Here is a 22,275-nt window from a genome sequence, read left to right on the forward strand (position 1 = left end):
CGGCAGCACCGGCAGCCTCCCCCGGCGCTCCGGCCGCCGTGCGCCCGACATGGCGAATCCAGCGGGTTAAGCGGGTGATGCGGCGGCCCGAACGGGTCGCGCGGGGCATGGATGAGGTCCGGCCGGACCGGCCGCAATCCGCAACTCGACGCGCTGGAGGCGAACGATGACCCCACTAGCCCATCCAACCGACCATACGACCCATCAGGTCCCGGTTCTCATCGTGGGCGGCTCCCTGGTCGGCCTGTCGACCTCGCTGTTCCTCGGCCGCCTGGGGGTGCGCCACACCCTCGTGGAACGGCACGCCGCCACCTCCATCCACCCTCGTGGCCGAGGCAACAACGTACGCACGATGGAGCTGTTCCGGGTGGCGGGAGTCGAGCCCGCGGTCCGTGAGGCCGCCGCCACGCTGGCCGACAACCACGGCATCCTGCAGACACCCACCCTGGTCGGCGACGCGGGGGAGTGGCTGTTCCGGGAGATCGACCCGGGCGGCGGACTGGCCCGCTTCAGCCCCAGCTCATGGTGCCTGTGCAGCCAGAACGACCTGGAACCGGTCCTCCTCGACCACGCCACGCGACTCGGCGGCGATCTGCGCTACGCCACCGAACTGATGTCCTTCGACAGCGATCCCGACGGCGTGACGGCCGTGGTCAAGAGCCGGGAGACCGGCGAGCACACCACCATCCGCGCGGACTACCTGGTCGCGGCCGACGGCCCCCGCAGCCCCGTGCGCCAGCAGCTCGGCATCGGGCAGAGCGGCCCCGGCGACCTGTTCCACAACATCAGCGTCACCTTCCGCTCCCGTGGGCTCGCCGACGTCGTCGGCGACCGCCGCTTCATCGTCTGCTACCTGACCGGTCAGGACGCCGACGGCGCTCTGCTGCCGGTGGACAACCGCGAGAACTGGGTCTTCCACGCCCCCTGGCACCCCGAACGCGGCGAGACGCTGGAGGAGTTCACCGACGAGCGGTGCGTCGCGCACATCCGCCGCGCCATCGGGGACATGGACCTGGACGTGGAGATCACCGGCAGGGCGTCCTGGCACGCCGCCCAGCGCGTCGCCCGTAGCTACCGGGCAGGGCGCGTCTTCCTGGCCGGCGATTCGGCCCACGAGATGTCGCCCACCGGCGCCTTCGGCTCCAACACGGGCATCCAGGACGCCCACAACCTCGCCTGGAAGCTGGCCGCGGTGATCGGCGGCTGGGCCGGTGAGGGACTGCTGGACAGCTACGACGCCGAGCGCCGCCCGGTGGCCGAGGCGACCAGCGCCCGGGCCGCCGCCCGGTCGGTCGAGCACAGCCACCCCGGCTTCGCTCCACCGCCCGGCGCGGGCGGTGCCCCGCAGCGCGGCATCCTCAACGTGGCCCTCGGCTACCGCTATCCGCAGGGCGCGGTCGTCGGCGCCGATCCCGCGGCCCCGGTCGTCCCGGACGGCCTCGACCTGACCGCCCAACCGGGCAGCCGGGCACCCCACTTGTGGCTGCGGCGCGGAACGGAACGGATGTCCACGCTCGACCTCTACGAGACCTCCCTCGTCCTTCTCTGCGACGCCGGCGACCCGAGCGGCTGGCATCGGAGTGCCCTCCATCTGGCGGAGGAGATGTCCCTACCGCTGACGTCCTATCGGATCGGCGGCGGACCCGAAGCCGACCTGACGCCCGAGGACGATGCGGACTGGTCCGCCGCCCATGGCATCGGGCCTGGTGGGGCGGTGCTCGTCCGCCCCGACGGATTCGTCGCCTGGCGATCGCCCGGGCCCGTAGCGGACGCCGCGTCAGACCTGCGCCGGGCCCTGAGCGCGGTCCTGGCCGTCGGATGACGTCCGCCCGCGCGGCGGACGCTGCGTCACCCAGCTGATCGCTCCGAGTGGCGGGCGCGGTGTCCGCGGCTGACGGTGGATCACGTCGATGCGGGATCCAAGTCGGCTGATGAAGCGTCAGCCCCGCCCGCCTTCGAAGGAAAGGAAGTCAGATGCGTTCTGTGCGCACCCTGCTGGTCACCGCGGCGGGTTCGGCCGTCCTGGTGCTCGGTGCACCTGGCGCCTATGCCGTCGGGAGCGATCACGAGGACTCCTCGTACAGCAAGGAACACGGCAAGGACCACGGCAAGGACCAGGACAAGGAGCACGGCAAGGACGGCCGGCACGACAAGCCGCACGGCGGGGTGCACACGGGGGGCGGCGCGCTGACGGTGGTCGGCGCGGACGACTGGAGCAAGGAGCACGGCAAGGAGCACGGCAAGGACGGCCGGCACGACAAGCCGCACGGCGGGGTCCACACCGGGGGCGGCGCGCTGACCGCGGTCAACGCGGACGGCTGGGGCACCGCATGGGACCCCAAGTACGACCCGGAGACCTACAAGGACAAGGGCAGCGGATACGGCAAGGACTCCACGAGCGGTGACCACGGCAAGCCGCGCGGCGGCATGCACACCGGCGGTGGCGCACTGGCGACGCCGAGTGTGACCGCCGGCGGAGCGGCCGTCCTGGCGGTCGCCGCGACCGGTCTGTACGCGGTACGCCGCAGGAAGACATCCGAAAGCGCGGTCTGATCCATGCCGGACGCGATAGCCCGCGGCCGCCACGCGCGTGCCGCGTGGCGGCCCGGGGGTTCCCCGGCCGGCCCGACGCTTCGCCGGCGTGCCCAGATGAGGTGGTATCCAGATGACAGTCCGTCCCTCTCCCCCCGCCGACGGGGACACGCCTGCGGTGAAGCAAGGGCCGCGCAGCCATGTGCTGGTGATGTCGGCTGTGGCCTGCCTGGTGCTGGCGATGACCCTGACCGGCGGCGGCGAGCCGTCCGGCACCTCGGTCCCCCCGGCCCCTGCCCGGGCGGCCGCGTCGGCTCCGCCGGCGGGGCAGCCCGCGACGCGGCAACTGTCCCGGTCGCGTCCCGTGCGCCTGCTCATCCCGAAGATCTCGGTCGACGCCCCCTTCACCGACCTGGCCATCGGCCCCTCGGGGCAACTCGAACCCCCGCCCGCCAACGACACCAACCTCGTCGGCTGGCACGCCCGAGGACCCTCACCGGGAGAGGTGGGCGCGTCGATCATCGCCGGGCACCTCGACACGGCGACATCCGCTGCCGTGTTCGTGAACCTCAGACAGTTGGAAACGGGCGACGTCTTCCACGTGGACCGGGCCGACGGGCGCCGAGCGACCTTCGTCGTCGACAGCGTGGAGACGTTCGACAAGGGCCACTTCCCCGACGAGCGGGTCTACGGCGACACAGCCCGGGCGGAGGCGCGGCTCATCACCTGTGCGGGCGATTACGACCGTACGGTCAAGGACTACACCGACAACCTGGTGGTCTTCGCCCACCTCAGGTGAGGATGTCCACCACCTGCCACGCGGCCGTTCACCCGCGCAGTGCCCACAAGTCGCGCTGTCCTGGGGCCGGGCACAGGATCGAGAAACGCTGTCGTTGCTTCCCCGCGGCGGCGTTCGCCTGTGCCCCCGCGAAGGAGATGTACCCGGATGACCACTACGTCCGAAGACGCTGTCGCAGCACGCACCCGACAGGTGTCGCAGCGGATCTCCCAGTCCGTGTTCGACGGCTCACGGCTCCGTGTCGTGCTGCTGGTCGACGTCCACGAAGGAGCCCAGCAGCAGTTCCTGGAAGCGTACGAGCAGCTGTGCAACCAGGTCGCCTCCGTGCCCGGACACGTCAGCGACCAGCTCTGCCAGTCCATCGAGAACCCCTCGCAGTGGCTCATCACGAGCGAGTGGGAGAGCGCCCCGCCGTTCCTCACCTGGGTCAACAGCGAGGAGCACGTCCGGATGGTGCAGCCCCTGCACAGCTGCGTCCGGGACACCAGGTCCCTCCGCTTCCACATCGTTCGCGAGACCGGCGGTCCGACCCCGGCGGCCGGGTCCGGCACACGCCGGCTCCAGACGGCGCCCAGGATCGGTGACGGCGTGATCCGCCACGCGCTCACCTTCACCGTCAAGCCGGGCAGCGAGGAGACCGTCGCGAAGATCCTCGCGGACTACGCCTCCCCCGAGCCGCGGGTCGACGACACCACCCGGCTGTGCCGCACCTCCCTCTTCATGCACGGCAACCGCGTCGTGCGGGCCATCGAGGTGCGGGGCGACCTGCTCGCCGCGCTGCGCCACGTCGCCCGGCAGCCGGAGGTACGGGCCGTCGAGGAGGCCATCAACCCGTATCTGGAACAGGACCGGGACCTTGACGACCAGGAGTCCGCGCGGGTCTTCTTCACCCGGGCGGCCCTGCCCGCCGTACACCATGTGACGACGGGCCGGGAGAGCGCCGACGCCAAGCGGCACGCCCTGTACTACCCGGCCCGGGACGGCCTCGGCATGCGGCTGGCCGAACTGCTCGCCCAGCAGGACGCGGCGGCGGACCACCCGGACAGCCCCGTGCTGCGCAGCACGATCTTCCAGCGCGACGACGTCGTCGTACGGCTGGTCGACCTGCGCGCCGGAATCGACGCCGACCCCGGCCAGGTGCTCGGCCTCGGGGACCCCACCCGGGCGCGCGAACTGCTGGAGCTCCTCGACACCGACGCGCTCGGTGCGGACGGCCCCGCCCTGACGGACGGCGCCACCGCCCTGACGGACAGCGCCTGCGCCCGCCTCCTCACGCTCACCCTCATGGACCTCATCACCGACCGCCGCGCACCCGCGGCCTGATGCACCGACGCCGGGGCCCGCGACGGCCGGCCCCAGCCGTCGCCGCACATGATCGGAGGAACCTCGTGGTCAAACCAACCCCCAGGCTCGTGGACTTCAGCGACATCGAGCCCAACACCCGGCGCGGCGGTGACCTGCGCGCCATGCTCACCCCGGCCACGGTCGGCGCCACCAGCGGTTTCATGGGCGTGGCCACCGTGCCGCCCGGCGACCGCATCTCAGAGCACTACCACCCGTACTCCGAGGAGTTCGTCTACGTCGTGTGCGGGCAGCTGGAGGTGGACCTGGACGGCGAACCCCACCCCCTGAGGCCCGAGCAGGCGCTGATGATCCCCGCCCATGTGCGGCACCGCTTCCGCAACGTCGGGAACGTGGAGGCCCGTATCGTCTTCCACCTGGGCCCGCTCGCCCCCAGCCCGCCGCTCGGCCACGTCGACACCGAGGGGACCGACGCCACCTCGGAGCACCCGGTGTCCGATCCGGATCGTGTCCGATCATGACCAGGCGCGTAGCGGTCACCGGCATAGGCGTCGTCGCCCCGGGCGGTATCGGAGTACCGGCGTTCTGGCGGCTTCTGGCGGACGGACGTACCGCGACCCGGGGCATCACGTTCTTCGACCCGGCCGGCCTGCGCTCCCGGATCGCCGCCGAGTGCGACTTCGACCCGGAAGCCCACGACCTGGAGCCGGAGCAGATCGCGCGATGCGACAGGTACATCCAGTTCGCGCTGGTGGCGGGCGCGGAAGCGGTCCGGGACGCCGGCCTCGACCTGGCCCGGGAGAACCCGTGGCGGGTCGGGGTCAGCCTGGGCACCGCGGTCGGCGGCACCACCCGGCTGGAACACGACTACGTCCTGGTGAGCCACCGGGGACAGCGCTGGGACGTGGACCCCGGGCGGGCGGAACCGCATCTGCACCGCGCGTTCACACCGAGCACGCTCGCCGCCACGGTGGCCGAGCGGTTCGAGGCGCGCGGGCCGGTGCAGACCGTCTCCACCGGCTGCACCTCCGGGCTGGACGCCGTCGGATACGCCGTCCACACCATCGAGGAGGGCAGGGCCGACGTCTGCATAGCGGGCGCCTCGGACTCGCCGATCTCCCCGATCACCATGGCCTGCTTCGACGCGATCAAGGCCACCTCCGCGAACAACGACGACCCCGCCCACGCCTCGCGTCCCTTCGACGCCGACCGCGACGGGTTCGTCATGGGCGAGGGCGGTGCCGTCCTCGTTCTGGAGGAGCTGGAGCACGCGCGGGCCCGGGGCGCACCCGTGTACTGCGAACTCGCCGGCTACGCCACCTTCGGCAACGCCTACCACATGACGGGCCTGACCACCGAGGGCCTGGAGATGGCCCGGGCCATCGAGCACGCCCTCGACCACGCCCGGCTCGACCCCACGGCGATCGACTACGTCAACGCGCACGGGTCGGGCACCCAGCAGAACGACCGGCACGAGACCGCCGCCGTGAAACGGGCGCTCGGCGAGCACGCCTACGACACGCCGATGAGTTCCATCAAGTCCATGGTGGGCCACTCCCTCGGCGCGATCGGCTCGATCGAGCTGGTGGCCTGTGTGCTGGCCCTGGCCCACCAGGTGGTACCGCCCACCGCGAACTACGAGACACCGGACCCGGAGTGCGACCTGGACTACGTCCCGCGGGTCGCCCGCGAGCGGCCCCTGAGCAGCGTGCTCTCCGTGGGCAGCGGGTTCGGCGGCTTCCAGTCCGCGGTGATCCTGACCCGGTCGAGGGAGGGCACACGATGAGCGCACGACATCCGCGGCGCGCGGCCGTCACCGGTATCGGTGTGATCGCGCCCAACGGAACGGGCACCGAGACGTTCTGGAAGGCCACCAAGGAGGGCATCAGCGCCCTGGGACCGGTCACCCGCGAGGGGTGCGAGCACCTGCCGCTGCGGGTGGCCGGGGAAGTCCGGGAGTTCGACGCCGGCGCGGCCGTCGAGGAACGGTTCCTCGTCCAGACCGACCGGTTCACGCACTTCGCGATGGCCGCGGCGGACCTGGCGCTGGAGGACGCACGCCTCGGCCGCAGCGACAGCGAGGCGTCCGCGTACTCCGTGGGCGTGGTGACCGCGGCCGCCTCCGGCGGCGGCGAGTTCGGGCAGCGCGAACTGCAGCGGCTGTGGAGCAAGGGCAGCCGCTTCGTCGGCCCGTACCAGTCCATCGCCTGGTTCTACGCCGCCAGCACCGGCCAGATCTCCATCCGCCGCGGCTTCAAGGGACCGTGCGGTGTGGTCGCCTCCGACGAGGCCGGCGGCCTCGACGCGCTCGCCCACGCGGCGCGGGCGATCCGGCGCGGCACCGACGTGATGGTGGCCGGGTCGACCGAGGCGCCGCTCGCCCCGTACTCGATGGTCTGCCAGCTCGGTTACCAGGAGCTGAGCACCGCCGAGGACCCCGAGCGGGCCTACCGTCCCTTCACCAGTGCCGCCTGCGGGTTCGTGCCCGCGGAGGGCGGCGCCATGCTGGTCGTCGAGGACGCGGTCGCGGCGCGTGAGCGCGGTGCGCCGGTCCGGGCCGTCCTCGCGGGACACGCGGCCACGTTCACCGGTGCCTCCCGCTGGGCGGAGTCCCGCGAGGGGCTCGCCCAGGCCATCCGGGGCGCCCTGGAGGAGGCGGGCTGTGCGCCCGAGGAGATCGACGTGGTCTTCGCGGACGCGCTCGGGGTGCCCGAGGCGGACCGGGCCGAGGCACTGGCGATCGCCGACGCCCTGGGCCCGCACGGCACCCGGGTGCCCGTCACGGCACCCAAGACCGGAATCGGCCGCGGATACGGCGCCGCGCCCGTGCTGGACACCGCGGCGGCGGTCCTCGCGATGGAGGACGGCCTGATCCCGCCCACGCCCCATGTCTTCGACATCTGTCATGACCTCGACCTCGTGACCGGCCGGGCGCGCGTCGCCGAGCTGGGCACGGCGCTGGTCCTCAGCCGAGGACTCATGGGCTCGAACTCGGCGCTGCTGCTGCGGCGCCGACCGCACGGCAAAGGAGAGGAACCCTATGAGTGACCGCATCACCGTGGAAGAGCTGGCCGAGCTGATGAAGAAGGCCGCCGGCGTCACCGTGGCCCCCGAGGAGCTCCAGCAGAGCCTCGACTCCGGCTTCGACACCTTCGGCGTCGACTCGCTCGGTCTGCTCGGCATCGTCGGTGAACTGGAGAACCGCTACGGGGCGCCGATGCCTCCGGACGCGGAACGCTCCAAGACCGCCCGGCAGTTCCTGGACCTCGTCAACGGCGCACTCCCGGCAGGAGCCTGACATGGCCGGACACACCGAGAACGAGATCACCATCGCCGCGCCCGTCGACCTGGTCTGGGACATGACCAACGACCTGGAGAGCTGGCCCCGGCTGTTCAGCGAGTACGCCTCCGTCGAGATCCTGTCCCGGGAGGACAACCGGACCACGTTCCGGCTGACCATGCACCCCGACGACAACGGCACCGTGTGGAGCTGGGTCTCGGAGCGGGAGACCGATCGCGACAACCTCACCGTCCGGGCCCACCGGGTCGAGACCGGCCCCTTCTCGTACATGAACATCCTCTGGCGGTACGAGAGGACACCGAACGGCACCCGGATGGTGTGGACGCAGGACTTCGAGATGAAGCCCGACGCACCCGTCGACGACGCCTGGATGACGGACAACATCAACCGCAACTCCAAGGTGCAGATGGCCCGCATCCGCGACCGCGTCGAGAAGGCGGCCGCCGAACGGGGCTCCGCGCCGGGCCTGACCGACTGAGCCGTACGGAGGACAGCGGACCATGCACCAAGCCCTGATCGTCGCCCGGATGGCCCCCGGCTCGGCCCCTGACATCGCCAAGGTGTTCGCGGAGTCGGACCGGGGAGAGCTGCCCCACCTCGTCGGGGTGACCCGGCGCAGCCTGTTCCAGTTCGGTGATGTGTACCTGCACCTCATCGAATCCGAGCAGGACCCCGGCCCCGCCATCGCCAAGGTCACCGGGCACCCCGAGTTCCGGCTCGTCAGCGAGCGGCTCTCGGCGTACGTCAGCGCGTACGACCCCGAGACCTGGCGCTCCCCGAAGGACGCCATGGCGCAGCGCTTCTACCTGTGGGAGCGCGACCCGGCAGGCGCCCACGCCGCCGCCCCCCCCCGCCCGCCGGGCCCCCCCCCCCGGGGCCCCGGCGGCCGGGGCCGTGCGGCCCGGTCAGGTGGGGACGTGGCAGTCGAAGGCGTGCAGATACGGGTTGACCGGCCGTACGTCGTCGACGACGAGCCCGGCGCCGGTCAGCCGGCCGAGCATGCTCGCCGTCGTGTGTTTCGCCCCGCCGACGTTGAGGAGCAGCAGCAGGTCCATCGCGGTGCTGAACCGCATCGAGGGGGTGTCGTCGACGAGGTTCTCGATCACCACCACCCGGGCTCCGGGGCCGCCCGCGCCGATGACGTTGGCCAACGTCCTGGCCGTGCTCTCGTCGTCCCACTCCAGGATGTTCTTGATGATGTAGACATCGGCCGCCACGGGCACGGCCTCGCGCACATCACCGGGGACGATACGGACGCGGGGGGCGAGATCTCCCCCCTCACGCAGCCGGGGAACGGCGTTGTCGACCACACGGGGCAGGTCGAGCAGGGCGCCGCGCATCTCGGGGTACTTGTCCAGCAGACTCGCCACCACATGCCCCTGGCCGCCGCCGATGTCCGCCACCGAGGTACTGCCCGACAGGTCCAGGAGGGCCGCGACATCGCGTGCCGACTGCTCGCTGGAGGTGGTCATGGCCCGGTTGAAGACCTCGGCCGACTCGGGGGCGTCCTCGTTGAGGTAGGTGAAGAACTCCTTGCCGTACAGGCCCTCCACCACGTTGCGGCCGGTGCGCACCGCCTCGTCCAGCAGGGGCCAGGCGTCCCAGGTCCACGGCTCGGTGCACCACAGGGCGATGTCGCGCAGGCTGTGCGGGTCGTCCTCGCGCAGCAGCCGGGACATCTCGGTGTGGGCGAATCTCCCGTCCGGCTGCTCCGCGAAGACGCCGTAGCAGGACAGCGCCCGCAACAGCCTCAGCAGCGGCCGTGGTTCGGTCTTCACCCCGGCGGCGAGGTCCTCCACCGTCATGGGCTCGTCGCCGAGGGCGTCGGCGACTCCCAGCCGGGCGGATGCGCGCAGTGCTGCGGCGCACGCCGCGCCGAACACCAACTCCCTCAGCCGCATGGGGGGCGGCGGGTTGGTCCGAGCGGTCGTCATGTGCCGCTCTCCTTCCTCTTGCGGATCCGGGTGGTCGTGGTCAGCACAGGCCGGCGGGCTTCGACGCGGCGCACCGGTTGTTCTCGAAGGTGTTGGTCTGCCCGGTGTCCGTGTTCACCAGGTCCGCCGGGGAGTTGCCCCGCAGGACGTTGTCGCTGACCCGGATCCGTTCGTTGGCGGTGCCCACGAAGCTCTTGAACAGGACGATGCCGCCCGACAGGGAGGAACCGCCGACGTTGTCCCGGACCACGTTGCGGGCCACCAGGGTGTCCTCGGCACCGGTCACGACGATGCCCGATCCCTGCAGCCCTTCCAGGCGTTCGGTCTTCGGGCACGACTTGTTGTTGGCCACGACGTGGTTGCCGTTCACGGTGAGGGCGCCGGCCTTCGGCGTGTTCTCGTCCCCGACGACGAAGACGCCCGCGCAGTTGCCGGCGATGTGGTTGTCGGCGACGGTGAGGTTGCGCAGGCGCCGGACGGTGACACCGATCCGGTTGCCCTCCATGCGGTTGTGGGCGACCACCGTGCCCTGCGTGTCCGTGGCGCCTTCCTCGGTCTTGACGGAGTTGGCGAGGAACAGCCCCGCGTCGCCGTTGTCCCGCACCGTGTTGCCGCGGAACACCCCGCGGACCGAGTGCTCCTGGGCGATGCCCCACACCCCGTTCCCGACCGCGGTCACGTTCCGCACGGTCAGCCGGTCGGTGGCGGCGGCGAACAGGCCCGTCCTGGTGAAGCCGGTCACCGTCAGGGAGGCGACGGTGACGTCCTCGACGTCGCGGTCCTCGGTTCCGACCACGCAGATGCCGTTGCCGTCCTCGGCGCAGCTGTGGGTGGCGGCCGTCGCGGTGTCCGGCCGGATCACGGTGCTCGTGCCCAGGCCGCGCAGCGTCAGTCCGGGCGTGCTCACCCGGACGCTCTCGTGGTAGGTGCCGGCCATCAGCTGGACGGTGTCTCCGGGGGCGGCGGTGTCCACCGCCTTCTGGATCGACTGGCCGGGCAGCACCACGTGCACCGTGTGCTGCGCGGCCGACGGAGCGGCACCCATTCCCGAGCCGATGAGCGCAGCTGTGCATGCCAGGTACGCAATATGGATTTTCCTCATATTTGCGACAGTATGGTCATGGGGAGGGGGAGACGGTCCGTATAGGCCATCCGACGGCGTGTCCCGTGGCCCGTCGACCGCGACGGGCCACGGGCGGCTCACCTCATCGGAGCTCCCGCGCGTAGGGCACGACGGTGATGCGGTCGATCAGCGGCGCGTGTTGGGAGCGGAGCAGCACGCCGGGGAAGGTGTCCGAGGCGTAGCTGGTGCCGTCGAAGTTCGGGAGTTCCTCGGAGCGGAAGGTGATCGTGTTCCGTCCCTTCGCCAGGTGGACCGGGACGGTCAGCTCCCAGAAGTTGTTCCGGTGGAAGCTGTGCGGGAAGCCGACGCGCCGTGTCTCGCCGCCGTTGACGGTGATGTCGGCGTGCCGGGCGAGCGGGTCCGGGTTGTAGTGGGTGGCCTCGGACTGCTCGGGGTTGGAGTAGCGGATGCGCAGCGCGTACAGGCCGGCCCGGTCCGCGGTGACGGTGAACGTCGCCGTGTTGCCGTTGCCCGGTTCGCCGCCGATCCCGGTGATCGCCGTACCGCCGGTCGCCAGGGACAGCGCGGTCAGCGCGGCCGAGCCGGCGAGCTCCGCGTCCTGTGCCTCGTAGGTGCGCGCTTCCAGGGCGCCGTCGGTGGGGGTGACGGTGAGACGGTCGACGAGCGTGGGCGAGGAACCGCCGGTCACCGTCACCTTGTTGACGCCGCCCGAGAGGGACACCGCCACGCTGTGCCTGCCCTTGGCCAGGCGCAGCACGTCGTGCCCGTTGACGGAGAGCCCGGCGCCCGTGCCGCCGAGGGTGTCGACGCCGAGGGTGGCCTCGCGGTCGGCGGGGGAGTACACCCAGAACGTGGCCGTCTGGTTCTTCGCGAGCCGGACCGCGCCCGAGCCGCCGGCCGGGGTTCCCGCCCGCTTCGGCAGGTCGTACACCGGCCGGGCCCCGCCGTTCAGCCAGGCCAGCTCACCCTCGTACACCCGGGTCGCGGCGGACGCCTCGGGCAGCGCGAGGGTGAGGCGGTCGACGATGGCGTCGCCCTTGGTGACGCGCTCGCCGTCCGCGCTCCTCGCGGCGAGCGTCAGGGTGTGCCGGCCCTTGGTCAGTTCGACCTTGGTGTCGGTGTGGTCCCACACCACCCACTTGTAGCCCAGCGGCAGGTACAGCTCCTGCTCGCTGTCCGCCCTGCCGTCCACCCGGAGGAAGACATTGGTGGGGCCCTGTTCCCGCACCCTGTCGAAGGTGTTGAGGGAGTTGGCGAAGACACTCAGGTCGTACGTGCCGTCCTCGGGCACGTCCACGGTGAAGTCCAGCGTGACGTCCGAACCGGTGCGCAGGCCGCCCACGTTGTAGCCGCCGGAGGTGTAGAACTTCGACACGTCGCGCGGCGACCCCTCCGGGCCGTTCTTCGAGTAGCCGGACCCGGTGTGGGCGGCGTCCTCCGCCTCGTACGACGCCTGCCAGCGTACGGGCGGGGACTGGGTGCCCTTCGCCCGGCCGGCCGGGCTGAGGACGATCTCGTACGCCGAGGACTCCTTCAGCGCGGGCAGCCCGCCGTCGCCGAAGCCGACGACGACCGTGCCGTCGTCCCCGACCGTCAGGTCCGTCTCCGTCAGCAGCTTCGGACCGGGCGAGTCGCCGACCTGCCCGCTCCACTCGATCTCCCGCACCCAGGCGTGCACTTGGTCCCCGAAGACCTCCTTCGGGACGTTCGTGAAGGTGATGTGGCCCTTGCCGGTGGACCCGCCGAGGATCAGCCGCGCCTGCCGCTTGTCCTCGTCGAGTGTGGCGACGCCCTGCAGGGTGTAGTTCTCGCCGGGGAACGGCGGGGTCACCTTCACCGTGTGCCCGCTCATCGAGGCGTACGAGTGCAGCAGCCACCACTGGCCGTTGCCGCGGTTCGACTGCACCGCCGAGTCGGAGAGGTTGCCGTCGATGTTCCAGTACGCGATGTCGGCGTCCACCTTGGACTCCTCGATCGCGGACACCCACTGGATCATCTGGCCGGGGACGGAGGTGTGGTAGTTGAAGGCGTACTCGTTGATGTTGACGGGGAGCTGGGTGCCCTCGTGGTCGGTGCCCTTGAACAACTCCCCTTCCCAGGCCCGGTACTTGGCGACGCTCTGGCGCACCGCCTCCGGGTGGCTCAGCTCATGCCAGGTGATCACCTCCGGGAGGGTGCCGGCGGCCAGGGTGTGGGTGAGGAAGCCCTTCACCTGGTCGTACAGGACGCTGGTGTTGGGCCCGGCGATGCGGGCGTCGGGCATCCTGGCCTTGATGAGCCCGTGCACGTCGTCCCAGGCGGCGAAGAAGTCGTCGGGGTCGTTGAGCCAGCTGACCCTGTTGTAGCTCCACTCGCCGGTGCCGAACATGTTGCCCTCGGGCTCGTTGAACGGCACGAAGACGATGTTGTCCTGGTACTCCTGCGGCAACCGCAGGACCTGGTCGACCTGCTGAGCGATCTTCTCCTTGTAGAGCTTGAGCTTCTCCTCGGGTGTGTCGCCCGGCCACTGGTACGGGAAACCGCGGTGGATGTCGGTCATGTAGATGTAGACGTCACCGTCGGTGGAGTCCGCCAGCGGCCGGACCACCTCCAGCGCGTCCGCACCGGGGTGCTGGGGACCGTCCTGCGCCTTGGTGGAGACCGTGCGCAGGCCCATGCCCTCCATGAGGTTGTTGGTGGGCACGTCCGGCCCGTACACGCCGTAGAGGGTGCCGGAGGCGCCGCCGTGGAACGCGCCGGTGTCCGAGCCGAGATCGACGGTGAGCTGTCCCTCGCGGACCACGGTGACGGCCGCCTCCACGGCACGCCCGGCCGCCGCGCCCGCCACGGTGAACGTGCCCGGCCGGGCGTACTTCTCGGGCGGTACGGCGTCCCAGGTGACCGGCGTGTCGCGGTCGTAGCCGTCGGAGAAGGAGGAGCGGACGGCTGCGGGGAGGGACGGGGCGGTCCCGGTCGCCGTACGGACCTCGAAGGACGTCCTCGACAGCTCCCGGACGGTCGGCACGGCGCCGACCAGGCCGGCCACCTGCTCAGCGCTGAGCGCCGCATGCCACACCGTGAAGTCGTCGATCGCGCCCTTCAGCAGCGGATCCGGCCAGAAGGACTTTCCGATGTAGCCGGCGGCCGTGGCCGAACCGTCCAGCACGTCCCTGGCCTTGATACCCGTCTCGACGGAGGACACCACCGCGCCGTCGAGGTAGGTGGTGAGCCGGCGGGCGGAACTGTCGAGGGTGACGGTGACCGTCCGCCACTCGTTCGCGGGAAGCATCGCGTAGCCGCGGACCTGTGCCTCCGCGCCCCCTCCGCCGGTGGTCACGGAGGTCTGCAGCACACCGTCGTTGTTGTAGGGGGTGGCGAAGAGGTACCTGGTGGTGTCGGTCCCCAGATCGAAGATCCGCTGCCAGGGCGACCTGTCGCCGCTCCACTTCACGCGCGCGGAGACCGTCAGGTCGGCCGCGGCGCCGACCACTTCGCGAGGCAGACGGACGTAGGCGCCGTCGGAGGCGGGTGCGCCGCCGGGCAGAGCCAGTGCCCTGCCGCCGTCCGGGCCGGCGACGGACTGGGCGGTGGAGCCGTTGACCAGACTCGCCGTCAGGCCGTTGCCGGAGCTGTCGGTGATCCGTCCGGAGGCGAGGTCGTCCTGGTCGAAGGTGTAGCGGGCGGCGGGCGCGGGCGCCTCGGCCGCCTGGGCGGGGACCGCGGGTGCGGCCAGCAGGCCCGCGCCGAGAGTCAGTGCAACGGCGGCAGGGGCGCGGCGCCGGGCGGATCTGTCAGCGGATGGCATGGATCGCGTCCTCAATCCTTGGGGCGGTGGGACTTCTTCGAAGGGGCTCCCGGCGCCCGGGAAACACGCGGAACGGGCCCATGGCTGCCGGAAGGATCACTTCATCGAACCGGTTCGGCGAAGCTAGCACCGGGGAACGCGGCCAGCAATCCCTCCAACTCACCCTGTTTGACCGGCTACCGCAGTAAAGTCGGGGGTGTTGACAGGCGTCAGGGCCTGTTCCTACCTTCGCTTTGGGGGAACCGGTTCGACGGCCGGATCCTCCGCTCTTCCCAGCAAGGAGTTCCCGTGAACATCGGTGAGATCGCCAAGCGGGCCGGTGTCTCGCGGAGCACCGTGTCCTACGCGCTGAGCGGCAAGCGCCCGGTCTCGGAGGACACGCGCCGAAGGATCCAGCAGGTCGTCGACGAGCTGGGCTACCGGCCCAGCGCCAGTGCCCGCGCCCTCGCCAACGGCCGGACGAGCACGATCGGCCTGGTCTTCCCGCCGGCCGGGAACCACTACACCGGAATGCAACTGGACTTCATCGGCAGCGTGGTGGAGGCCGCCGCGGCCCACGACTACGACGTGCTGCTGTCTCCCAGCGGTGTGGACAGCGACCGTTCGTTCCAGCGGCTGCTGGGGGAGCGGCGCGTCGACGGCGCGATCCTGATGGAGATCAGGCTGGCGGACGACCGGGTCGATCATCTGACCGAGCTGGACTTCCCCGCCGTCGCCATCGGCCGCACCGCCCGTCCGAAGAGCGGCTGGTGGGTCGGCCTGGACCACACCGCGCTGGCCGCGGCGTGTGTCCATCACCTGGCGGACCTCGGCCACCGCAGGGTCGCCTTCGTCAACCGCCCCGAGCAGCTGCTGCGGGCCGGCTACGAGTCCGCCCACCGCGGCCTGGACGGATTCACCAAGGCCGCGGCCGAGCGCGGGCTGACCGTCCGGACGTACTGCTGCGGCGATGACGCCGCCTCCGGCCAGGCATGTGCGGAACGGATCCTGCACGACGACCCGGCCACCACCGCCCTGGTCACCCTGAACGAGGCCGCGCTGGGCGGCCTCTACCGGGGGCTCGCCCGGGCGGGCCGCCATGTGCCGCGCGACTTCTCCGTCACCGGTGTCGTGGCCGACCGCTGGGCGGAGACCGTGACCCCGCAACTCACCGCGGCGGACGTGCCGGCGGCCGACATGGGCCGGCTCGCCGTGGAACTGCTCGTGGAACGGCTCGACCATCCCGACGCGGCCCCCCGGCACCACCTCCTCACGCCCCCCATCTCCCTGCGGGCCAGCACCGGTCCCGCCACGACGGCCTGACCGCACACCCCCGCCGGCCAGTGACCGGTCGCTGACAGGCTGCTGACAGGCCGCTCCTCTAGCCTTGTGCCCGGAGACGTCAGATGCCTGTGTATCCACTTCGAGGAGGCGTCAGTGCTCGGAAGGGGCACGTGGTTGGTCGTGGGCGCCGTGATCGCGGCCTGGGTGGTGCTCGTCGGCCCCAGTGCACCGGGCGATGCCCTCTCCGACGGGTCACTGCCCGCCGAAGCCGTCAGGGACGTCGTACCGAACCGGGTCATGACGTGGAACATCTGCAACCCCTGCGAGGAGAGCAACGCTGACCGGGCGGCGGAGATCGCCGAGTTCGCGCCCCAGGTCATCGGCTTGCAGGAGGCGTGCGTGGGTGACGTCGACAGGATCCGGGACCGTCTGGAGAGCCGCTACGGGCTCGTCTACCACGTCGAGTACGGGTCGGTGCTGCAGAACTGGAGCCGCTGCGGGGGACTGCCGTGGAGCCCGGGGGCCTACGGCCAGGCGGTCCTCTCGGCGGCGCCGATGACGGACCGCGTCAACGTGGAGTACCCCGACGGCGGATCCGAGGACCGCGGGTACATGGCCGTCACCACCACCGTGGGCGGCCGGACCGTCCGGGTCTTCAACACACACCTCGCCGAACGACGTCAGGAGGCGGTCCGAGCGGACCAGGCCGGTGTCCTCGCGGCAGAGGTCGCCCGGCACGACCGCGCCATCGTCCTCGGCGACTTCAACGCCGTGCCGAGCGCCCCCGAACTCAACGGGATACGGGCACTGGCGGCGGACACGGACCCCCAGTGCCGTCCCTCCTCCACCGGCACCTGCAAGGCGACCACCGACTGGCAGAGCAAGTTCGACTACGTCTTCCTGCGAGGCGTCGTCCCGCTCGGCCACCATGTGCAGCCGACCCCGCACTCGGACCACCACCTGCTGTATGCGGACCTCGACCTGACCTGAGGGAGCGTCAGCCGATCGTGACACCGCGGGCCGGGCTGCCGGTGAGGTTGTCGTACACGACCTGGCCGGTGGTCCTGTTCCAGATCCTGATGCGGAAGGTGTCCGGCGTGTCGGTGACGGTGATGCGGAAGCCGTAGCCGCTGGTGCCGTTGACCGTGCCCGAACCCTGGTAGTGGGCCGCGGAAGGGGTGACCACCAGCCAGTCCGAGGCGGTCGAGAGGAACGTCAGCTTGCCGGCGGCGTAGTGGAAGGCGGCGCCTCCGGTGGGTACGGTCGCCCCCTCCCGGTATGCGGCGCCGAAGGCGAAGGCGGCCGGACCGGTCAGGGTGGGCCCGGCCGGATACGCTCCGGCCGGGGAGGCGATGACGCCGACGCCCACGACCGGGCCGGCGGTGCGGTCGTACACGATCAGCTCGGGGAGCGTGGTGCTGTCGGAGGCGCCGTCGTCGTCCGTCAGCGTGATCACCGGACGGTGGATGCCGGCCGCGGCATAGCGGTGCGCGGCCTCGCAGCCGGACGCCGTGACGGTGCCGGACGTCGGCTCGGTGCCGTCCCGCCAGTCGACGAGGCAGGTGTGGCTGTCGCGGGACCCCGGGTCGGTGAACCGCACGGTGACGGCCGCTCGCCGGCCGGCCTCGACCGGGTCCTTCGGTCCCGCGGCGGAGGTGATCACGGGGGCGGCGTTGTCCACCGTGACGGTGAGCGTGTCGCTGCTGCGGCCGCCGGTCAGTGTCACCTCGAAGCTGCCGTCGTCCGTGCACCGGAGGGCGGTCGTGATCATGTCCGGCGCGGAGAGGGTGCAGGGCGCGCCGTCCTCGACCGTCCACCGAGGGGTGCCGGCTCCGGAGAGGGTGCCGGTGAGGGGGATCGCCTCGCCCTCGGTGCCGTGTGCGTCCGGCCCCGCGTGGACGACCGTGACCGGGGCGATGCTCGTGAGGGTCGGGACCACCTTCCTGATCAGGCCGTCGGCGTCGAACTCCAGCTTGTCGACGGTCGTTTCGCGGTGGGTGCCGTCGCCGCCGGGGATGGCGAAGCGGTGGTAGGCGATGTACCAGTCGTCGGTGTTCGGGACATGGACCACCGAGTGGTGGCCGGGGCCCTTGATGCCGAGCGAGAGGTCCTTCTCCAGGATCACGCCCCGCTTGGTCCACGGGCCGGTGGGGGAGGGGCCGGTGGCGTAGGCGACCCGGTAGTTCTCGTCCCGTGTGTCGTTCTCCGACCACATGAAGTAGTAGGTGCCCTTGCGCTTGATGACGAAGGTGCCCTCGTTGTAGCCGCTCGGGGTGATGTCGGTGACCTTCGAGGCGTCGAACGACACCATGTCGTCGTTCAGCGGCACGACGTACGCCCGGCCGTTGCCCCAGTACAGATACGACTGGCCGTCGTCGTCCGTGAAGACCGCCGGGTCGATCATCTGGCCGGTGTACGCGCCGCGGGCGATCAGCGGCTTGCCCAGGGGGTCCCTGAAGGGGCCGGTGGGTGAGTCGGAGACCGCGACGCCGATGTTCGTGTCGGCGGAGTAGTAGAAGTAGTACTTGCCGTTCTTCGCCTCGATCGCCGGCGCCCAGGCCCTGCTGTCCGCCCAGGAGACGTCCGGGCCGAGGTCCAGGATGACGCCGTGGTCCTCCCAGTGGACCAGGTCCTTGGAGGAGTACGCCTTGAACTGCGTACCGCTCCAGCCCGGGAAGCCGTCGGTGGTCGGGTAGATGTAGAAGGTGTCGCCGAAGCGGGCGATGTTCGGGTCGGCGGTGAGCCCCGGCAGGACCGGGCTCTTCATGATCAGTGCCGAGACCGTCCAGGTGCGCTTCTTCCCGTCCGAGCCGGTCACCTCGTACGTCACCGGCTCGGTGAAGTCGCGCAGGGTGCCGGAGGCGGGGCTGACGGCCGCGCCGTGGGCGAGGGTGAACTCCGGGGCGAGGGCGGTGACATCACCGCCCTCGGCCAGCGGCAGGACGATCGTGCTGTCCTTGTCGTTGACGATCGCGTCCACCTTGAGCGCCGGGTGGGTCGCCACGGCGATGCCGGTGGTGTTGCCGGAGAGCTCCAGGACCTCGGCGGGCGTCAGGGCCCGGTTGTAGATCCGGAAGTCGTCGACCTCGCCGCCGAAGTACGGGTCCGGGGAGTACATGGACTTGCCGATGTAGCCGGAGTAGTCCTTGGCCGAGTCGTACAGCTCGGACGGCTTGGTGGTGACACCGTTCACGCGGGCCGCCTCGGCACCGTCCACGTAGAGGATCGCCGTCTCGGTCGCGCCGTCCAGCGTGACGGTGAGGTGCTTCCACTCATTCTGGGTGAGCTGGGAGCCGCCGATCATCTGCTTCTCACCGGACCAGGTGGCCTTGGTGATCGCGGAGAACAGCTTGCCGCCGCCGTTGGAGGGGGTGGCGAACAGGTACTTGTTGCTGTCGGGGCCGAGCCCGAACAGCCACTGGAAGTTGTCGCCGCCCTTCCACTTGACGTACGTGGAGACGGTGACGCTGTTCGCGTCCTTCAGCACGCCGTTCGGGATCTTCACGTACGGCGAGCTGGAGCTGCTGTTGCCGCCGGACATCTTGAACGAGCCGCCGTCCACGCCGGTGCCGAAGGCCGGCGTACGGACGTACGTGCCGTGGGAGCCGTGGCCGCTGGAGTCACGCGCGATGTTGCCGCCGGTCTCGTCGAAGCCGTAGTGCAGGACCAGGTCCGCGGGAACGTCCGGGCCCTCCTCGGAGACCGTGACCTCGGCGCGTACGTCGATCGTGGCGTCGCCCGGCAGGGTGCCTTCGACCGTGAAGGTGCCGGCCTGCGCGTACTGCGACGCCGGGACGTCCGCCCAGGTGACGGCGACGGGCCGCTTGACCCCGTCCGCGGACTCGGCGATGACGGTGGCGGGCAGCACCGGCGGCTCACCGACGCGCGTCTCGACCTTGACGTCCTCGACGCTCTTGATGATCTGGTCGGGCTGGTAGGTGCTCAGCAGCCGGTCGTACTCGGCCTGGGTCACCGGCAGCACCGTGCCGTGGCGGGGCTTGGACGGCAGGTCGTACGACGAGGACGGCGTCCACACGCCGGAGGCGAGGTCGGTCGTCTCGAAGGGGATGTAGCCGCGGCCGCCGAACTCGTCGAGGAACGCGTACCACTTGTCCTCGGTGTTGGACTTGAACACCAGCGGCCCCTCGGCGGCGCTCATCGCGCCCTTGCCGATGCCCTCGGCGACCGCGTCCCAGGACAGGTCCAGGAGGGAGTCGCTCTTCTCTTCGAAGACGAACTTGCTGTTGGGGGTGGAGGAGGTGTTGTTCCGCTCGTCCTTGGAGAGGCGGAAGTACGTCCCGTCGTGCTCGATCACCGTGGAGTCGATGACCGAGTAGCCGCGGTCGATCCAGACCTTGGGCTCGCTGAAGGTGTGGAAGTCGCGGGTGGTCGCGTACATCATGCGGTTGTACGTGCTGCCGGAGTGCGCGTCGTTGTCGTACAGCTTCGACGCCCAGAAGACGACGTACGCGCCGAGCTTCGCGTCGTAGAACGCCTCCGGGGCCCAGGTGTTGCCCGCGCTGTCCGGCGAGACCTTCACCAGCCGCTGGTCCGTCCAGTGCACGAGGTCGGTGGACTCCCACACCATGATGGACTTGCTGCCGGTGCGCTGGGCGGCGTCCCAGTCGCCGTTGCCGTAGATCCTGAGGTCGGTGGCGATCTGGTAGAACTTGTCGCCCTCGGGGGAGCGGATGATGAACGGGTCGCGCAGGCCCTTCTCGCCGAGCGTGGAGGTCAGCACGGGCTTGCCGTCGTTCAACTCCCGCCATTTCAGCGGGTCGTTGCCCTTGCTGAGGGCGGCGTAGAGCTGCTCGCCGTCGGCCGTGCCCTCGCCGGTGAAGTAGCTGAACATGTAGCCCTTGAGGGCTTCCTGCTTCGGCAGTTCGGGCACGGTGGCGGTGAAGGCGCGGGTCGTCTTCGCCTCGCCCTTGGTGACGGTGGCGGTCAGCTCGACGGTGGTGCCGCCGTCGCCGTGCGCGGGGCGGTGGACCACCCCGTCGGCGGAGACGACGTCCGGGTTCGCGGAGGACCAGGCGACGTCCGTGCCGTAGGTGCCGGTCGCCGGGAGGGTCAGGTTGCCGCGGACGTCGTCGAGGTTGTGGACGGTGAGGGCCTTGGCGGCCTGCTCGGTGGCCGTCCGGTCGTCGAAGTCGGGGAGCACCGTGACGTCGAAGGTCTTGGTGCCGGTCATGGTGCCCTTCTTCAGGGTCGCCGTGAGCGTGGCGTGGGCGTCGGGCTGACCGGCGGCCGGGCGGGTCACCTTGCCGGAGTCGGACACGACGGCGGGGTTGTCGCTGGTCCAGCTGATCGACGAGCCACCGGCCGGGCCCGTCCTCGGAAGGTCGAGGTCGGCGACGACCGCACTGGTGTCGCCGAGGGTGAGCGCGGCCGTGTCCTCGGCGACGCCCTGGGCGGCCACGGGGAGGGCGAGTTGCTCGACCTCGGCGGAGGCGAGGGAGCGGTCGTAGACCCGGACGTCGCGGATCCGGCCCTTGAAGAGCTTGTCGCCGGAGTAGACCGACTTGCCAATGTGGTTGGCGGTGGTGGTACCGGAGCCGATGGAGCCGGGGGTGATGTCGACCGACGTGTTGCGGCCGACCTCGACGCCGTCCTCGTACAGGACTGCCGTGGTGCCGGTCTGGGTGTAGGTGATGTGCTTCCAGACCGAGCGGGTCAGGTTGTGGGAGTCGGCGGGCCGGGTGGTCTGCTCCGTCGACCAGTTGCCGGACGCGATGGACGTCCGGAAGGAGTTGCCGGTGGTGAACAGGTAGCCGTTGCCGCTGCTGCCGCTGGAGTTGCCGAATCCGTAGATGAAGTACGGCGTGGTCTGCGTGGAGTCGATCAGCACGTCCATCGAGACGGTGATCGCGTCCATGCCCTTCATGAGGTCGTTCGGCACCTTGATGTAGGTGTCGGAGCCGTTGAAGGCGAGCCCCTGACCGGTGCTCGACCAGGCGGCGGTCCCGTTCACCGTGCCGTCGCGGCCGTTGCCGGAGGCGTCGGGCACCGTGCTGCCGGCGCCGGCGTCGAGCTTGTACCACAGGGCCAGACCGTCGGTGATCTCCGCGGAGGCGGCGGTCGGTTCCGCGTGCGCGGGGCCGGTGAGACCGAGGAACAGTGCGGCCGCGGTCAGTCCGGCGAGTCGGCCCGCCCAGCGTCGTGCGGTGTGCGTCATGTCGGGTTCCCTGCTGAGACATGGCCGAGTGGCCCCAGAAGTGGTGCTGTTACGCGGGAGTGACGTCGTGTTGCGAGAGTGTCAATCGGAGGTCATGGCAG

The 22,275-nt window shown here is 70.8% G+C and carries 15 protein-coding genes and 1 pseudogene; 12 read left to right on the forward strand and 4 right to left on the reverse strand.

Annotated features, from left to right (window positions below; all coding sequences use genetic code 11):
• Nucleotides 1-166: 166 nt before the first annotated feature.
• The 10 genes and pseudogenes from ACH5AC_RS15715 to ACH5AC_RS15760 form a co-directional block, all read left to right on the forward strand.
• Nucleotides 167-1,822 (forward strand): FAD-dependent oxidoreductase, encoded by a 1,656-nt coding sequence (locus tag ACH5AC_RS15715; protein WP_398862346.1) that lies wholly within the window; start codon nt 167-169, stop codon nt 1,820-1,822.
• 152 nt (nt 1,823-1,974) lie between these two features.
• Nucleotides 1,975-2,553 carry a hypothetical protein gene (locus ACH5AC_RS15720; protein ID WP_398862347.1) on the forward strand — a complete coding sequence of 193 codons (579 nt, stop codon included), beginning with the start codon at nt 1,975-1,977 and terminating at the stop codon, nt 2,551-2,553.
• Nucleotides 2,554-2,665: 112 nt separating this feature from the next.
• Nucleotides 2,666-3,331 (forward strand): class F sortase, encoded by a 666-nt coding sequence (locus ACH5AC_RS15725; RefSeq protein ID WP_398862348.1) that lies wholly within the window; start codon nt 2,666-2,668, stop codon nt 3,329-3,331.
• A gap of 147 nt (nt 3,332-3,478) precedes the next feature.
• A complete protein-coding gene (locus ACH5AC_RS15730) occupies nt 3,479-4,654 on the forward strand; it encodes a SchA/CurD-like domain-containing protein (RefSeq protein ID WP_398862349.1) in 1,176 nt (391 codons plus the stop codon).
• An 89-nt stretch (nt 4,655-4,743) separates the two neighbouring features.
• Complete coding sequence (locus ACH5AC_RS15735; protein WP_398862350.1) at nt 4,744-5,154, forward strand: cupin domain-containing protein; 411 nt, start codon at nt 4,744-4,746, stop codon at nt 5,152-5,154.
• Nucleotides 5,151-6,419, forward strand: coding sequence for a beta-ketoacyl-[acyl-carrier-protein] synthase family protein (locus ACH5AC_RS15740; protein WP_398862351.1), 1,269 nt, complete (start codon nt 5,151-5,153; stop codon nt 6,417-6,419). Before ACH5AC_RS15735 ends, ACH5AC_RS15740 begins: the two co-directional genes overlap by 4 nt.
• Nucleotides 6,416-7,681 carry a ketosynthase chain-length factor gene (locus ACH5AC_RS15745; RefSeq protein WP_398862352.1) on the forward strand — a complete coding sequence of 422 codons (1,266 nt, stop codon included), beginning with the start codon at nt 6,416-6,418 and terminating at the stop codon, nt 7,679-7,681. The genes ACH5AC_RS15740 and ACH5AC_RS15745 overlap by 4 nt, the downstream gene beginning before the upstream one ends.
• Entirely contained in the window at nt 7,674-7,931 is a 258-nt protein-coding gene (locus tag ACH5AC_RS15750; protein WP_398862353.1) for an acyl carrier protein, read from the forward strand. The genes ACH5AC_RS15745 and ACH5AC_RS15750 overlap by 8 nt, the downstream gene beginning before the upstream one ends.
• A gap of 1 nt (nt 7,932) precedes the next feature.
• The gene (locus tag ACH5AC_RS15755) at nt 7,933-8,412 is read left to right on the forward strand and encodes an SRPBCC family protein (RefSeq protein ID WP_398862354.1); all 480 of its coding nucleotides are present in this window, start codon (nt 7,933-7,935) and stop codon (nt 8,410-8,412) included.
• A 22-nt stretch (nt 8,413-8,434) separates the two neighbouring features.
• A pseudogene (locus ACH5AC_RS15760) lies at nt 8,435-8,755 on the forward strand (TcmI family type II polyketide cyclase); the annotation flags it as partial.
• A gap of 84 nt (nt 8,756-8,839) precedes the next feature.
• Here ACH5AC_RS15760 and ACH5AC_RS15765 read toward each other — a convergent pair.
• The 3 genes from ACH5AC_RS15765 to ACH5AC_RS15775 all read right to left on the reverse strand — a co-directional run bounded on the left by ACH5AC_RS15765 (nt 8,840) and on the right by ACH5AC_RS15775 (nt 14,736).
• Nucleotides 8,840-9,868, reverse strand: a complete 1,029-nt coding sequence (locus ACH5AC_RS15765; RefSeq protein ID WP_398862355.1) for a methyltransferase — start codon at nt 9,866-9,868, stop codon at nt 8,840-8,842.
• A gap of 40 nt (nt 9,869-9,908) precedes the next feature.
• Nucleotides 9,909-10,970, reverse strand: a complete 1,062-nt coding sequence (locus tag ACH5AC_RS15770) for a nitrous oxide reductase family maturation protein NosD (RefSeq protein ID WP_398862356.1) — start codon at nt 10,968-10,970, stop codon at nt 9,909-9,911.
• Nucleotides 10,971-11,073: 103 nt separating this feature from the next.
• Nucleotides 11,074-14,736, reverse strand: coding sequence for a LamG-like jellyroll fold domain-containing protein (locus ACH5AC_RS15775; protein ID WP_398862357.1), 3,663 nt, complete (start codon nt 14,734-14,736; stop codon nt 11,074-11,076).
• Between the two features lie 288 nt (nt 14,737-15,024).
• Between ACH5AC_RS15775 and ACH5AC_RS15780 the strand changes: the two genes are divergently transcribed.
• Nucleotides 15,025-16,038, forward strand: a complete 1,014-nt coding sequence (locus ACH5AC_RS15780; RefSeq protein WP_398862358.1) for a LacI family DNA-binding transcriptional regulator — start codon at nt 15,025-15,027, stop codon at nt 16,036-16,038.
• Nucleotides 16,039-16,152: 114 nt separating this feature from the next.
• Nucleotides 16,153-16,989, forward strand: a complete 837-nt coding sequence (locus ACH5AC_RS15785) for an endonuclease/exonuclease/phosphatase family protein (RefSeq protein ID WP_398862359.1) — start codon at nt 16,153-16,155, stop codon at nt 16,987-16,989.
• Between the two features lie 7 nt (nt 16,990-16,996).
• On the opposite strand, the gene ACH5AC_RS15790 is transcribed toward ACH5AC_RS15785, so the two are convergent.
• On the reverse strand, nt 16,997-22,174 hold the full coding sequence (locus ACH5AC_RS15790; RefSeq protein ID WP_398862360.1) for a family 43 glycosylhydrolase: 5,178 nt from the start codon (nt 22,172-22,174) through the stop codon (nt 16,997-16,999).
• Nucleotides 22,175-22,275: the final 101 nt, after the last annotated feature.

Origin of the sequence: Streptomyces sp. NPDC018693 (genome assembly GCF_044391385.1) — a bacterium.
Classification (GTDB): domain Bacteria; phylum Actinomycetota; class Actinomycetes; order Streptomycetales; family Streptomycetaceae; genus Streptomyces.

Bases quoted from the DNA above. Each gene is read 5' to 3' on its own strand.
- ACH5AC_RS15715 (WP_398862346.1), top strand. From the start codon at position 167: ATGACCCCACTAGCCCATCCAACCGACCATACGACCCATCAGGTCCCG.
- ACH5AC_RS15720 (WP_398862347.1), top strand. From the start codon at position 1,975: ATGCGTTCTGTGCGCACCCTGCTGGTCACCGCGGCGGGTTCGGCCGTC.
- ACH5AC_RS15725 (WP_398862348.1), top strand. From the start codon at position 2,666: ATGACAGTCCGTCCCTCTCCCCCCGCCGACGGGGACACGCCTGCGGTG.
- ACH5AC_RS15730 (WP_398862349.1), top strand. From the start codon at position 3,479: ATGACCACTACGTCCGAAGACGCTGTCGCAGCACGCACCCGACAGGTG.
- ACH5AC_RS15740 (WP_398862351.1), top strand. From the start codon at position 5,151: ATGACCAGGCGCGTAGCGGTCACCGGCATAGGCGTCGTCGCCCCGGGC.
- ACH5AC_RS15745 (WP_398862352.1), top strand. From the start codon at position 6,416: ATGAGCGCACGACATCCGCGGCGCGCGGCCGTCACCGGTATCGGTGTG.
- ACH5AC_RS15750 (WP_398862353.1), top strand. From the start codon at position 7,674: ATGAGTGACCGCATCACCGTGGAAGAGCTGGCCGAGCTGATGAAGAAG.
- ACH5AC_RS15755 (WP_398862354.1), top strand. From the start codon at position 7,933: ATGGCCGGACACACCGAGAACGAGATCACCATCGCCGCGCCCGTCGAC.
- ACH5AC_RS15765 (WP_398862355.1), bottom strand. From the start codon at position 9,868: ATGACGACCGCTCGGACCAACCCGCCGCCCCCCATGCGGCTGAGGGAG.
- ACH5AC_RS15770 (WP_398862356.1), bottom strand. From the start codon at position 10,970: ATGAGGAAAATCCATATTGCGTACCTGGCATGCACAGCTGCGCTCATC.
- ACH5AC_RS15775 (WP_398862357.1), bottom strand. From the start codon at position 14,736: ATGCCATCCGCTGACAGATCCGCCCGGCGCCGCGCCCCTGCCGCCGTT.
- ACH5AC_RS15790 (WP_398862360.1), bottom strand. From the start codon at position 22,174: ATGACGCACACCGCACGACGCTGGGCGGGCCGACTCGCCGGACTGACC.